Source organism: Longimicrobium sp. (assembly GCF_036399255.1).
GTDB lineage: Bacteria > Gemmatimonadota > Gemmatimonadetes > Longimicrobiales > Longimicrobiaceae > Longimicrobium.
On record NZ_DASWNM010000137.1, the window covers coordinates 37,120 to 49,997 of the forward strand.

Below are 12,878 nucleotides of genomic sequence, written 5' to 3' on the forward strand. Positions count from 1 at the left end.
CCCGCAATGCGGAGAGGTCAGCTCTTCGCGTCCGGCTCCACGATCTCCACCTGGCCGCCGTTGCCGCCGCGCTTCATGCGCAGGGTGACGGGCTGGCCGGCGCGGTAGCGGGCAAACTGCTCGGGCGTCACCTCGCGCTCGTACGTCTTGCCGTCGTCGTCCTTGAAGCGCAGCACGTAGCGCTGGATTCGCGCCCCCTCCCGCTCCCGCGCCCCGATCCGCACCGCGGGCCACGCCGGCTCCTTCGCCGCGTCGCCGCGCGCCCACATCGTGTCGTCGGGAAGCCAGCGCTCGATCTCGTACGCGTACTTCGTATCGTAGATCGGCTCCTGGCGGTAGACGGGCTCCTGGTACGATTCGGTGCGGTAGTTGGTGGTGTACTCCGGCTCCGTGCAGGTCACGTCCTCGAAGTACCCGTTCCCCATGTCGCGCTGGCCGCAGGTATAGGTGCGCGTTCCCGTCTGCACCCGCTCGGAGACCTGCCGCGTGCGCGACTCGTAGTGGTCGAGCACCTGGCGGTGGTCGCGCACCGCGCGAAAGCTGCGCTTCTCACGCCCGCCGTGCGGCACCGACCAGTCCTCTTCCTGCACGGTGCGGTACTCCTGCACCTCGATGGCGCGCGACCACTCCTTGCCCGCCACCGTGGCCGTCGTCTCCACCGGCCCGTTGTACCACACCATCCCGCCGATGACCGCCAGGATCGCGGCGGGGCCCTTCCACCCGCGCCGGCGCTTCGCTGGCGCTGCGGCGGCCAGCGCGCGCGGCGCCTCTTCGGCCGGCTCGCCGAAGCGGTGCTCGTGCGTCTGCTGCTGGGGGCTGCTGCCGCGCTCGGCGCCGCAGCCGGGGCAGCGGGGCTGGGTGGCGCGCGCGCTTACGCCGCAGTGCTCGCAGATCCAGTCCGCGCCGGCGCGGGCCTCCGCCAGCCGCTCGGCGTCGGTCACCTCGGCCGCGTCGTCGGGAAGGTAGAAGCGGATGCCTTCGGGGCGCCGGTTGCCGCAGCCGGCGCAGGCCAGCTGGCGGCCCAGCAGCCGCGTGGTGCCGCAGGTGGGGCAGTCCCAACAGCCTTCGCGAATCGCCATCTCAGGTCACACGGAGGGGGAACGTCGGTGCGCCGCCGGGAAGCGGCGCGGGCGGTGTGCAGAAACGTGCAGCGGGTGTAAGATGTTTCATCGGACCGCGTTTGTGAAGCGGGGGAACGCCCGGCGCGCTCCGGTGTTTCTCAGCGCGCCCGATCCCCATCCCTGGCCATCGCCCGCCATGCCCATTTCCCGCGAGGAATACGAGCGCATCATCGCCGAACGCGTCGAGGCCGAAGAGGCGTCGGAGCGCGAGGTGCGCCGCCTGTGGATCATCACCCTGCTGGTGTGCATGGCGTGGTGCGCCGTCGGCGCGTTCATCACCGGGCTGGGCTTTGCGCTGGTGCTGGACGTGGAGACGGCGAACGTCCTGATCCAATCGGGGCAGGGAATCGCGGCTGGCGGCGTGCTGTTCACCGTCTCGTACGCCGGCTACCTGCGCCACAAGCGGGGGCTGGAATGACGAATCCGGTGGATGCCGTCCACGTCCGCGTGGCCACGGCGGACGACCTGCCCGCCATCCGCGCGCTGATCCCGCTGTCCGTACGCGGCCTGAGCGGGGGATACTACACGCCCGAGCAGATCGAGAGCGCCATCCGCTACGTCTTTGGCCCCGACACGCAGCTCATCGCGGACGGCACCTACCTGGTGGCGGAGCGGGGAGGGGCGATGGCGGGATGCGGCGGATGGAGCCGGCGCCGCACGCTGTACGGCGGCGACCAGGCCAAGGAGGTGGAGGACCCGCTCCTGGACCCCGCGACCGAGCCCGCCCGCATCCGCGCCTTTTTCGTGCACCCGGAGCACGCGCGGCGCGGCGTGGGCTCGCGGATCATGGACGCGTGCGTGGACGCCGCGCGCGCCGCCGGCTTCCGCGCGCTGGAGCTGGCCTCCACCCTTCCCGGCGAGCCGCTGTACCGCGCATTCGGCTTCGAAGCGGTGGAGCAGATCCACTCCACGCTTCCTGACGGCGTGGAGGTCCGCTTCATCCGCATGGCGCGCCCTATCGATCCACCCGACGTGAGGCCGAACGATCCAACGTGTTGGTCGTAAATGGTTTGACTTGATCGGTCTCACGTTCTTTCCGCGGGCGCGAGGTGATGCCAGCTCCTGCAAGACATTGGGGTACAGAGGAACAGAGAACAGCCAGAAATACAAAGGACACGGGTCCCTCTGTATCTCTGGCTTTTGTCTGCTCCTCTGTACCCCCTGATTTTTGTTCGTCAGTCCGGGGCCTGCACCACCATCGCGGGGACATCGTCGCCGTCCGCGATCCCGGTGCCTTCGTCGCCGCCGATGTGCTCCTGGCGGTACATCTTCAGCAGCTCGAAGAAGTACGCGATGGCCAGCGGCCCCAGCAGCACCCCCAGCAGTCCGAAGTACTTGAGCCCCGCGAACGCCCCGATCAGCGTGGCCATGGGGTGGATGTTCGAGACCTTCTTGAACACCACCAGCCGCACCAGGTTGTCCACGTTGCCGGCGATGAAGCCCACGATCCCCAGCGCGATCATCGCCCCCCACCGCTCGCCCATCCCCAGCACCACCATCCCGGGCACCCACACCAGCGCGCTCCCCAGCATCGGCAGCACCGAGACCATCCCCGTGATCACCCCCCAGAACGCCGCGCTGGGCAGGCCGATCACCCAGAACGCCACCCCCACCATCGTCCCCTGGATGACGGCGGTGAGAAAGGTGCCCACCAGCGTGGCCTGCGTGACGCGAAAGAAGCGGCCGCGCAGGATGTCCGCGTTCACGTCCGAGAAGGGCAGGTAGTCCCGCACCGCGTGCCACACCGCGTTGGGGTACAGCAGCAGGTAGTACAGGCCAAAGAAGGCGATCACCAGGCTGAGCGTGCTGCGCGCCGCGCTGCCGAAGAAGCCGATGGCCTGCTCCGACACCCAGGCCACCACGGTTCCGCCCGCCGCCGCCATCTGCGCCCCCACGTCCACCTTGCCGATGCGCATGGACGAAAGCCGCTCCAGCACCGCGTTTTCCTGCAGCGCCTGGATGGTGTCGGGCGCCTGCGCCACCACCACGCCGACCACGACGGCCAGCGGAAGCAACACCAGCACCAGTGCGATGGTAAGAACGATGAGGGCCGACACGCGCGGCGGGATCGTTCGCGACAGGCGGCGGTGGGCGGGGGCGCAGATCACGTACAGCACCGCGATCCCCAGCAGCCCCGACGCGAACGGCGCCAGCGCCACGGCGATGGCGATGCCGAGCACGGCCACCAGCAGGCCGGCGCGCTGCCGGCGGGTCTGAAGAAACGCCATGGAGATCGGTTGGATGGTGGGGCGGCGGGCGAGCAATGATACGCGCTACGGGCGCCGCCGCCAAGCGGTTTCGCCGAAGTGGTCCTAATCCTGCTTTAACCCTTTGGGGTACCGCCTGTTACGGGATCCGGTTACAATCAGAGCGTTCCCCCTGACAAACCGCCGCATCACCTGCACCCGTATCAGCGACGAGTTCGATGGGATGCGATGCGCGCGGAAGACGGGTCGGGGCACGAGACCGATGTGCCGGGTGAGACGTCCTCACGCCGCGCGCTGAAAGAAGAGAGGACCGCATGGTCTACGAGAACGAGCACCGCTTTTCCAGGCACCGCCTGTCCGCCGCCGTCGCGCTGGTCGCGATCGGCGCCGGGGTGGGCGTGGCCCAGCACGACGCCGGCCGCACCACGCTGGACGCGGTGCAGGCCGTGGCGCCCATGCCGCACGTGGCGGCGGGGAACATCGCCGCGACGGTGGTGGAGACCAGCGCCGAGCGCCGCGCCCGCCTGGAGCGCGAAAAGCTGGCGCAGGCCGAGAAGCTGGTGCAGGCCGAGATCCGCCGCGGCGCCTTTCCCGGCGCGGCGCTGGCCGCCGGCCGGGGCGCGCACATGGAGCTGCTCACCGGGCTGGGCAACGCCGAGTGGGGCAGGTACGAGGTGGACCCCGAGCGCACCATCTACGACATCGCCTCGCTCACCAAGGTGGTGGCGACCACCACGGCGGTGATGCTGCTGGTGGAAGATGGAAAGATGGACGTGGACGCGCCCGTCTCGCGCTACCTGCCGGAGTTCAGCGGCGGCAAGAAGGACGCGGTCACCATCCGCCACCTGCTGACGCACACCTCGGGGCTCCCCGCGGGCGCGGGCGCGCCGGGAACGCCGTCGCAGGCGCTGCGGGCGCTCATCCGCACGCCGCTGCAGGCCGCACCGGGCGAGCGCATGGTGTACAGCGACGTGGGCTTCGTCGCGCTGTACGCGGCGGCCGAGCGCGCGGCGGGCGAGCCGCTGGACAAGATGCTGGAGCGCCGCGTCTTTGGGCCGCTGGGGATGATCTCGACGGGCTACAAGCCGGGCGGGGAGTCGTGCGACCGCTGCTCGCCCTCGTACCGCAGGGACGACGGCACGCCGGTGCGCGGCAAGGTGCACGATCCCACCGCCCGCAAGCTGGGCGGGGTGGCGGGCAACGCGGGGCTCTTTTCCACCGCGGCGGACCTGGCGCGCTTTGCCGCCATGCTGGCCGAGGGCGGGGAGCTGGAGGGGGTGCGGATCCTGAAGGAGGAGACGATCCGCCAGTTCACGGCAAAGCAGCCGGGTGCCGGCAACCGCGCGCTGGGGTGGGAGACGCCCAAGCAGAGCGGCGGCTCGTCGGGCCGCCAGGTGAGCCGCAAGGCGTTCGGCCACACGGGCTTCACGGGCACGTCGCTGTGGATCGACCCGGAGCGCGGCACGTGGACGGTGCTGCTGGCCAACCGCACCTTCGACCCGCACGCCAGCAACCGCATCCAGGCCCTGCGCCGCGCCGTCAACGACCGCGTGGCCGAGGCGGCGGAGCTGGCGGACGTGAACGGGGTGCTGGCGGAGTGAGGGGGACGGCAGGGAATAGGGAACAGGGAATAGGGAATAGCCAGCAACGGCGTACGTGATCATCCACCCTCCTTCGGCTTCGGCTGGGGGAGGGTGGATGCGTTGGGGGGGAGGGCCGGTGGACCGCGGGCAAGGCGCCGTGGGCGAGGCGGCCGCGGGGGGACCGCGGGGGGACCGCGGGGGGGCGCCGCGGGCCGGTGCGCCGCGGGCAAAGCGCCGCGGGCCGGTGCCGCGCGCAGGCCGCCGCGGGCTAAAGCCCGCGGCTAGAACGGCCATAAGCCCCGTCTCGGCGCCGCTGGCGCGTCGCCGAACGGGGCTTCACCCGCTCGGGTGGGCAGGCCCCGCACTCCGTCGCGAGCCCCATGTGAATGCAGGCCGAGTACAGCCGACACGCGCCAATCTGTCATTCCGAAGGAGCGCCACTCATGACCTTCTTCTACTCTGGGCCCAGCGCGCGACTGAGGAATCTACTGTCGGGGTGCTGGAGGCCAGCCGTCGTGTGACACACTCGCGGCGGCGCCGGTCCGCTTCGCGGACGGGGCCTTCCGGCGCGGCCCGTGAACGCCTGCCGTTCGGCCGGTGGGCTCTGGCCGGCGGTTTCGTGGCCGCGGGTGCCGCGCGGGCTGCCGCGTCGGGCCTCCAGCAGGCGGAGGCTAGATTCCTCGGCCCTGCGACCGGCGGCGCGGGGGGAGGATCGGGTGTGGCCGGGCTTCGGAATGACAAACCGGTGTGAAACCTCGGCCCCGAACTGCCCGCTATTCCCTATTCCCTATTCCCTATTCCCTATTCCCTATTCCCTGTCCCCTGTCCCCTGTCCCCTGTCCCCTGTCCCCTGTCCCCTGTCCCCGCCCGTTGCTCCGAACGCCCGTTCGAAGTTAGCTTCCGGGCCGAAATACTCCCTCTCCATCGCACCGGGAACAGCGCGAATGAAACGCCGCGATTTCCTTGCTACCAGCGCCGTCGTGGGCGCGGGGCTCGTCCTGCCGCACGGGGTGGCGCACGCCGCGCCGAGGGGCCGCCAGGAGGCCGACCACCGCGAGCTCGCCATGCGCGCGCTCGACGCCGCCCGCGGCGCCGGCGCCAGCTACGCGGACGTCCGCGTCTCGCGCAACCGCAACCAGTCGCTCAGCACCCGCGAGCGCCAGATCACCAGCTTCGAGGACGAAGAAACCTTCGGCTTCGGCGTGCGGGTGCTGGCCAACGGGGCCTGGGGCTTCGCCGCCAGCAAGGACCTCCTGCTGGACGAGGCCGACCGCGTGGCCCGGCAGGCGGTGGCACAGGCGCGCGCCAACGCCGCCGCCCGCAGCCGCCCCATCGAGCTGGCCCCGGTGGAGCGCGTGGCCGAGGGACGCTGGCAGTCGCCCATCGAGATCGACCCGTTCGGCGTGGCCATCGAGGACAAGGTGGGCCTCCTGCTGCAGGCCAACGAGGCGGCGATGGGGGCAGGGGCGCGCTTCGTCAACTCGTCCATGTTCTTCGTGCAGGAGGAAAAGACCTTCGCCAGCACCGAGGGCTCGTACATCGTCCAGACCCTGTACCGCTCGTATCCGCAGATGTCGGTGACGGCGGTGGCGGGGGGCGACTTTCAGCAGCGCCAGTCCACCCCGGTGCAGCCCATGGGGCTGGGCTACGAGCACGTCCGCGACGCGGACCTCGTCGGCAACGCGCCCAAGTGGGCGCAGGACGCCGTCGCCAAGCTGACGGCGAAGCCCGTGCAGCCGGGGCGGTACGACCTGGTGCTGATGCCCTCGCACCTGTTCCTGACCATCCACGAGTCGGTGGCGCACCCCACCGAGCTGGACCGCATCATGGGGTACGAGGCCAACTTCGCGGGCACCTCGTTCATCTCGCCCATCGAGGACTACCTGGGCAAGTTCCGCTACGGCCAGCCCATCATGAACATCCAGGCCGAGCGCAGCGCCCCCGGCTCGCTGGCCACGGTGGGCTGGGACGACGAGGGCGTGCGGCCCGACGAGTACCTGATCGTCAAGGACGGCATCCTGAACGACCTGCAGACCACCCGCGAGCAGGCGCCCATGCTGGCCGACTGGTACCGCCAGAGCGGCAAGCCGGTGCGCAGCCACGGCAACAGCTACGCGCAGCGGTGGAGCGACGTGCAGTTTCAGCGCATGCCCAACGTGAACCTGATGCCGCACCCGGAGCGCGACGTCACCCTGGACGAGCTGGTGGAGGGGATCGAGAACGGGATCCTGATCGAGGGGCGGGGCAGCTACTCCATCGACCAGCAGCGCTACAACGCCCAGTTCGGCGGCCAGGTGTTCCACGAGATCCGGAACGGGCGCGTCACGGGGATGCTGAAGGACGTGGCGTACCAGATCCGCACGCCGGAGTTCTGGAACAGCATGGACCTGATCGGCGGGCGGTCCACGTACGCCGTGGGCGGATCGTTCAACGACGGCAAGGGGCAGCCGTCGCAGAGCAACGCGGTGTCGCACGGCTGTCCCCCCGCCCGCTTCCGCGGCGTCAACGTCATCAACACCGGCCGCGCGGGATAAGGACCTTTCGGCGCGCCCGAGGCTTGCGCGCGGGAGTGCCGGCTTCCTGAACCGCGTAAGGGTACAGAGGAGCAGAGAACAGCCAGAGGAGCAGAGGACCCGATCCCCTCTTTTCCTCTGCTCCTCTGGCTGTTCTCTGCTCCTCTGTACTCCACCCACGCAGTTGGCCGGCCTCGTGGCGGTGCGCCGGGCCGTTCTCCTCCGCTTCCTTCCGTTCCATGCGGATTCGCGACTACACGGCGGCGGACCGGGCCGCCTGCCTGGCGGTCTTCGACAGCAACGTGCCGGAGTTCTTCATCCCCGCCGAGCGCGAGGCGTTCGCCGGGTTCCTGGATGGCCTGCCCGGGCCGTACCTGGTGGTGGAGGACGAGGACGGCGCGGTCGTGGGGTGCGGCGGCTACGCCGTCACGCCCGGCACCTCCACCGCCGACCTGTGCTGGGGGATGGTGCGGCGCGAGCGCCACGGCACCGGCCTGGGGCGCCTGCTGACGGAGGCGCGGATGGACCGCATCCACGCCGACCCGGCCGCAATGGAGATCGCGCTGAACACCAGCCAGCACACGCGCGCCTTCTACGAGCGGCGGGGGTTCGCCACCGAGCGGGTGGTGCCCGACGGCTTTGCGCCGGGGCTGGACCGCTGCGACATGCGCCTGATCCTTCCGCCCGCGGCGGAGCGGACCCGCCCGCATCGCAAATAGCCGCGTTCCAAGCGCTTTGCCCTCGCACGCCCCCCCGTCCCCCATACGCATCGTACGGGGGGCGGGCGGTTGACAGACAGGTGTAAGCGCGGCTAGCTTTTCGAGTTATCCCGAACCATTCCGCCGTGGTACGTCCCCGGCCGGAATCCGCCTCCATTTCCTCCTCTCGGGGAGCCACCACCCTCCGATGTTTCAGAACCTCAAAGTCCGCGTCGGCCTGATCCTGGTACTCGCGGCGGTGTGCGTTGCCGCCATGGTGTACCAGAAGAAGCAGCAGGGCGACATCGTCACCCTGGGGCTGGACCTCAAGGGCGGAATCTACCTGGCGCTGGAGGTGGACGAGAGCCGCTCCAGGCTTACCGACGAGCAGCGCACCGACGCCATCGACCGCGCCCTGAAGGTGGTGCGCATCCGCGTCGAGGGGCTGGGGCTGAGCGAGCCCGTGGTGCAGAAGGCCGGCAACGACCGCATCGAGGTGCAGCTGGCGGGGCTCCGCAACACCACCAGCGCCAAGAACGTCATCCAGAAAGCGGCGTTCCTGGAGTTCCAGATCGTCCGCGGCGAGGACCTGGCCCCGGCGCTGCCGCGCATCGAGCGCGCCATCGTGGCCGCCTTTCCCCGCGAGGCGCGCGGCGCGGCCGCGCCCACTCCGGCGGGCGGCGTGTTCCAGCAGAAGGGGCAGCAGCAGGACTCGGCTTCGGTGGGCAAGCCGTTCGAGAGCAAGCTGGCCCGCGCCGGCAGCCAGGGCCAGTTCCTGGTGGCCAACGCCGACACCGCCGCCATGGCCCGCTACCTCAAGCTGCCGTCCGTGCAGGCGGCGCTGCCGCGCGGCACCGAGCTGGTGTGGGGCGTGGCGTCGACCGAAGAGGCGGACGGCTTTCGCTCGCTGTGGCTGCTGGACCGCCAGCCGCTGGTGACCGGCGAGGCGCTGGAGAGCGCGGTGGCCGCCACGGACCCGCAGTTCGGCCGCCCCATCGTGAACTTCGAGCTCAACCGGCGCGGCGGCCGCACCTTCGGGCGCGAGACGGGGCGCAACATCGGCAAGCAGATGGCCATCGTGCTCGACGAGCAGGTGTACACGGCGCCGGTGATCCGCGGCCAGATCAGCCGCAACGGCCAGATCGAGCTGGGCCAGTCGACGCTGGACGAGGCGGCCGACCTGGCGCTGGTGCTGCGCGCCGGCGCCCTCCCCGCCCCGCTGCGGGTGGTCGAGGAGCGCACGGTGGGCCCGTCGCTGGGGCAGGACTCGGTGAACAAGGGGTTCATCGCCGGCCTCATCGGCCTGGCGCTGGTGGTGGTCATCATGATCAGCTACTACCGCCTGGCGGGGGTGTTCGCGGTCATCGCGCTGTCGCTGTACGTGCTGTACACGCTGGGCGCGCTGGCGGCCATGGACGCGGTGCTCACCTTTCCCGGCATCGCCGGCCTGGTGCTTTCCATCGGCATGTCGGTGGACGCCAACGTGCTCATCTTCGAGCGCATTCGCGAAGAGCTGGAGGCGGGGCGGTCGGTGCGCCCGGCGGTGAGCGAGGGCTTCAAGCAGGCGCTCAGCGCCATCGTGGACAGCAACATCACCACGCTGCTCACGGCGGCCATCCTGTACTACGCGGGCACGGGCCCCATCCAGGGCTTCGCCATCACGCTGGGGCTGGGCATCGTGATCTCCATGTTCACGGCCATCTTCGTGACCCGCACGCTGTTCACCCTGTACCTGGAGCGCCGCTCGCCGGCCGCGCAGGGCCTGTCCATCTGACGCGGCCAGAGGAATAACCGAGATGCGTATCTTTCAGCACGCGAACTATCCGTTCATGCAGTGGCGCCGGCGCGCCTACATCATCACCGGCGTGATGCTGCTGGCCGGCTTCGCCGCGATGATCATGAACGCGACGAATCGCTACGGGTCGTGGCTCAACTACGGCGTGGACTTCAAGGGCGGCACCGTGGTGCAGCTGGAGTTCAACCAGCCGGTGCAGGCCGACCAGCTGCGCGCCGCCGCCGAGGCGGCCGGCCGCACGGGGTGGGAGATCACCAACTTCGGCTCGCCCCGGGAGTTCGTCATCCGCATGGAGGCGTTCAGCGGGTCGTCGGAGCAGGTGGTGCAGCAGACGCTGGCGTCGCGCTTTCCGCCCACCAGCTACCGCATCGTCCGCACGGAGGCCGTGGGCCCCAAGGTGGGCAACGAGCTGCAGTTCCGGGCGCTGGTCGCCATCCTGCTCTCGCTGATGGTGACGATGGTGTACCTGTGGGTGCGCTTCGAATGGCGCTTCGGGCTTGCGGCCATCGCGGCCACCATGCACGACATCCTGATCACGCTGGGGCTGCTGGCCCTGATGGGAAGCGAGATCTCGCTGGGCACGGTGGCGGCGTTCCTGACCATCGTGGGCTACTCGCTCAACGACACCATCGTGGTGTTCGACCGCATTCGCGAAGACCTGGCCAAGCCGCGCCACGGCAAGACGTACATGGAGCTGCTGAACCAGGCCATCAACGAGACGCTGCCGCGCACGGTGCTCACGGCGTCGGGCACGCTGGCCACGCTGGTGTCGCTGGCGGTGCTGGGCGGCCCGGTGATCCGCGACTTCGCGGTGGTGCTCATCCTGGGCATCTTCATCGGCACGTTCTCGTCCATCTTCGTGGCGTCGCCGGTGCTGTACTTCATCGAGAGCAAGTGGCCGCACAAGCCGCCCACGCGGCAGCAGGCGGCCCCCTCGCAGAGCGGACGCCCCCGCGCCCGCACGGCCGTCTGACGGACGAAGTGCGTGAGTGCGTGAGTGCGTGAGTGCGTGAGTGCGTGAGTAACTGCCCCGCCTGATGACGAACCGCCGCGATCCCCCGGGTCGCGGCGGTTCGCTTTTGGTGGCGCATCGGATAGATTCCCGCGCGCCGCGGGGCCCTCTCCCCCGCCCGGGCTTTCGCTCGTTCCTCGCGACGCCGGGCGACCCCTCCCCCAAACTGCGGGGGAGGGGTGGGCAACGGGTGGAGCCTGTGGCACCCGCGTACTCACGCACTCACGCACTCACGCACTCACGCACTCACGCACTCACGCACTCACTCACGCACTCACGCACTCACGCACTCACGCACTCACGCACTCACGCACTCACGCACTCACGCACTCACGCACTCACGCACTCCCATGCCTCTCACCGACTCCCACGCCCACCTCGCCGACGAGCGCATTCTCCCCATCGTGGACGACGTGGTGGCGCGCGCGGCAGGGGCGGGGGTCACCACCATCGTCAGCGTGGCGACGGGGCCGGACGACTGGGACGCGGACCTGGCGCTGGCCGAGCGGTTCGCCGGCGTGTACGCCACCTGCGGCATCCACCCCCACACCGCCACCTCGGCCTCCGACGATGCGTTCGCGCGCATCCGCGAGCGGCTGGCGCACCCGCGCGTGGTGGCCGTGGGCGAGACGGGGCTGGACTACCACTACGACTTTTCGCCCCGCGACGTGCAGCGCGACTCGTTCGCGCGGCACCTGGAGATCTCGCGCGAGACGGGCAAGCCCATCATCGTCCACGCGCGCGAGGCGGACGAGGACCTGCGCGCCCTGCTGCGCGAGGCGGGGCGGGGGACGGTCGGCGTCCTCCACTCCTTCTCCAGCACCCTGCCGCTGCTGGAGGACGCGCTGGCGATGGGGTGGTACGCGTCGTTCTCGGGGATGGTGACGTTCAAGAAGTACGAGGGCGCCGACTTCGTGCGGATGGTGCCCGTGGACCGCGTCATGGTAGAGACGGACACGCCGTACCTGGCGCCCGTGCCCCACCGCGGAAAGACCAACGAGCCCGCCTTCGTGGCCCACGTCGCCGCCCGCTGCGCCGAGCTGCGCGGGGAGGACCCGGACGAGTTCGCCGCGCGGACCACGGAGAACGCGCGGCGGTTCTACGGGATGGGCACCGGCCGGAATCCGTAAGAGCGTGTTTGAGAATCCGAGGCTGCGCATCCAGGCAGATCTACCCGCGCTGTCATTCCGAGGCCCGGCCACGCCCTGGCCTGCTTTCACACCAGAGGTTGCAGGGCCGAGGAATCCCTGTCGGATTGCTGGAGGGCAGACGCGGTAGCCCGTGCTTACCTTGCGGCTATGACACGGGGTGGACAGGGCCAGTGCCGGAGCGGTGCAGCGGGGCACCAGCAGCAGACAGTAGATTTCTCAGTCGGCGCGCCGGATTTCGTGCGAGCCGATGGTGCGGTGTGGCGCCTCCTTCGAAATGACATCCGGGCGCGAGCGCAGGGATTCTTGAACACACTCAAAGAGATTGAGCCGCGCAGAGTCTGCTTCTCTGCGCGACGATCATCCTTGGCGCCGCGTGGGCAATGGCCCGGGCGGAAATCCGCCGCTGTCGATTTCTTCAGTATTGACGGTTAAAGGTTGTGCATGCAGATTCGGGAGGGGCGCGTGCCCCATTCATCACCCTTTTACTCGTGGAGAGCCGATCATGAAGAAGCTGACGCTCAACGTGGAGAAGATCGAGGTGGAGTCGTTCAACACCGATTCGGCCGCGACCGACCCCCGCGGCACGGTGCTGGCGCACGCGACGTTCCGCTGCAGCCAGAACCCCGACAACACCTGCTTCGAGGACACCTGTCAGGACGTGTACACCTGCGGCTTCCTGAGCTGCGGGGCCTGCGGCACGTACAAGTGCTGATCGTCCCTGGCGCGCACGCCGCCCCCGGCCGCACGTAACCCGGCCGGGCTTCGGCCTGTCGCCGCACGTGCGGACCGCATAGGCCG

At 69.8% G+C, this 12,878-nt stretch carries 11 protein-coding genes; 9 read left to right on the top strand and 2 right to left on the bottom strand.

Annotated features, from left to right (window positions below; genetic code table 11):
- Nucleotides 1–17: 17 nt before the first annotated feature.
- The gene (locus tag VGC13_RS25350; RefSeq protein ID WP_331128111.1) at nt 18–1,079 is read right to left on the bottom strand and encodes a hypothetical protein; all 1,062 of its coding nucleotides are present in this window, start codon (nt 1,077–1,079) and stop codon (nt 18–20) included.
- 178 nt (nt 1,080–1,257) lie between these two features.
- Between VGC13_RS25350 and VGC13_RS25355 the strand changes: the two genes are divergently transcribed.
- Both VGC13_RS25355 and VGC13_RS25360 read left to right on the top strand, forming a co-directional pair.
- The gene (locus VGC13_RS25355; protein ID WP_331128112.1) at nt 1,258–1,539 is read left to right on the top strand and encodes a hypothetical protein; all 282 of its coding nucleotides are present in this window, start codon (nt 1,258–1,260) and stop codon (nt 1,537–1,539) included.
- Complete coding sequence (locus tag VGC13_RS25360; RefSeq protein ID WP_331128113.1) at nt 1,536–2,126, top strand: GNAT family N-acetyltransferase; 591 nt, start codon at nt 1,536–1,538, stop codon at nt 2,124–2,126. The genes VGC13_RS25355 and VGC13_RS25360 overlap by 4 nt, the downstream gene beginning before the upstream one ends.
- A 170-nt stretch (nt 2,127–2,296) precedes the next feature.
- Here the strand turns inward: VGC13_RS25360 and VGC13_RS25365 are convergent, their stop codons facing one another.
- Nucleotides 2,297–3,349 carry an AI-2E family transporter gene (locus VGC13_RS25365; RefSeq protein WP_331128114.1) on the bottom strand — a complete coding sequence of 351 codons (1,053 nt, stop codon included), beginning with the start codon at nt 3,347–3,349 and terminating at the stop codon, nt 2,297–2,299.
- Nucleotides 3,350–3,642: 293 nt separating this feature from the next.
- Between VGC13_RS25365 and VGC13_RS25370 the strand changes: the two genes are divergently transcribed.
- The 7 genes from VGC13_RS25370 to VGC13_RS25400 all read left to right on the top strand — a co-directional run bounded on the left by VGC13_RS25370 (nt 3,643) and on the right by VGC13_RS25400 (nt 12,792).
- Nucleotides 3,643–4,929 carry a serine hydrolase domain-containing protein gene (locus VGC13_RS25370; RefSeq protein ID WP_331128115.1) on the top strand — a complete coding sequence of 429 codons (1,287 nt, stop codon included), beginning with the start codon at nt 3,643–3,645 and terminating at the stop codon, nt 4,927–4,929.
- A 926-nt stretch (nt 4,930–5,855) separates the two neighbouring features.
- Nucleotides 5,856–7,445, top strand: a complete 1,590-nt coding sequence (locus VGC13_RS25375; RefSeq protein ID WP_331128116.1) for a TldD/PmbA family protein — start codon at nt 5,856–5,858, stop codon at nt 7,443–7,445.
- Between the two features lie 218 nt (nt 7,446–7,663).
- A complete protein-coding gene (locus tag VGC13_RS25380; protein WP_331128117.1) occupies nt 7,664–8,143 on the top strand; it encodes a GNAT family N-acetyltransferase in 480 nt (159 codons plus the stop codon).
- 187 nt (nt 8,144–8,330) lie between these two features.
- Nucleotides 8,331–9,896, top strand: coding sequence for a protein translocase subunit SecD (gene secD / locus VGC13_RS25385; protein WP_331128118.1), 1,566 nt, complete (start codon nt 8,331–8,333; stop codon nt 9,894–9,896).
- A gap of 22 nt (nt 9,897–9,918) precedes the next feature.
- Nucleotides 9,919–10,890: a protein translocase subunit SecF gene (secF, locus tag VGC13_RS25390; protein ID WP_331128119.1), complete on the top strand. Its 972-nt coding sequence runs from the start codon at nt 9,919–9,921 to the stop codon at nt 10,888–10,890.
- A 389-nt stretch (nt 10,891–11,279) separates the two neighbouring features.
- The gene (locus tag VGC13_RS25395; RefSeq protein ID WP_331128120.1) at nt 11,280–12,059 is read left to right on the top strand and encodes a TatD family hydrolase; all 780 of its coding nucleotides are present in this window, start codon (nt 11,280–11,282) and stop codon (nt 12,057–12,059) included.
- A gap of 523 nt (nt 12,060–12,582) precedes the next feature.
- Nucleotides 12,583–12,792: a hypothetical protein gene (locus tag VGC13_RS25400; RefSeq protein WP_331128121.1), complete on the top strand. Its 210-nt coding sequence runs from the start codon at nt 12,583–12,585 to the stop codon at nt 12,790–12,792.
- The last annotated feature ends 86 nt before the right edge of the window (nt 12,793–12,878 follow it).

What these genes read in the sequence shown, in the direction of transcription:
- VGC13_RS25350 (WP_331128111.1), bottom strand. Translation starts at nt 1,079, where the DNA reads ATGGCGATTCGCGAAGGCTGTTGGGACTGCCCCACCTGCGGCACCACG.
- VGC13_RS25355 (WP_331128112.1), top strand. Translation starts at nt 1,258, where the DNA reads ATGCCCATTTCCCGCGAGGAATACGAGCGCATCATCGCCGAACGCGTC.
- VGC13_RS25360 (WP_331128113.1), top strand. Translation starts at nt 1,536, where the DNA reads ATGACGAATCCGGTGGATGCCGTCCACGTCCGCGTGGCCACGGCGGAC.
- VGC13_RS25365 (WP_331128114.1), bottom strand. Translation starts at nt 3,349, where the DNA reads ATGGCGTTTCTTCAGACCCGCCGGCAGCGCGCCGGCCTGCTGGTGGCC.
- VGC13_RS25370 (WP_331128115.1), top strand. Translation starts at nt 3,643, where the DNA reads ATGGTCTACGAGAACGAGCACCGCTTTTCCAGGCACCGCCTGTCCGCC.
- VGC13_RS25375 (WP_331128116.1), top strand. Translation starts at nt 5,856, where the DNA reads ATGAAACGCCGCGATTTCCTTGCTACCAGCGCCGTCGTGGGCGCGGGG.
- VGC13_RS25380 (WP_331128117.1), top strand. Translation starts at nt 7,664, where the DNA reads ATGCGGATTCGCGACTACACGGCGGCGGACCGGGCCGCCTGCCTGGCG.
- secD (WP_331128118.1), top strand. Translation starts at nt 8,331, where the DNA reads ATGTTTCAGAACCTCAAAGTCCGCGTCGGCCTGATCCTGGTACTCGCG.
- secF (WP_331128119.1), top strand. Translation starts at nt 9,919, where the DNA reads ATGCGTATCTTTCAGCACGCGAACTATCCGTTCATGCAGTGGCGCCGG.
- VGC13_RS25395 (WP_331128120.1), top strand. Translation starts at nt 11,280, where the DNA reads ATGCCTCTCACCGACTCCCACGCCCACCTCGCCGACGAGCGCATTCTC.
- VGC13_RS25400 (WP_331128121.1), top strand. Translation starts at nt 12,583, where the DNA reads ATGAAGAAGCTGACGCTCAACGTGGAGAAGATCGAGGTGGAGTCGTTC.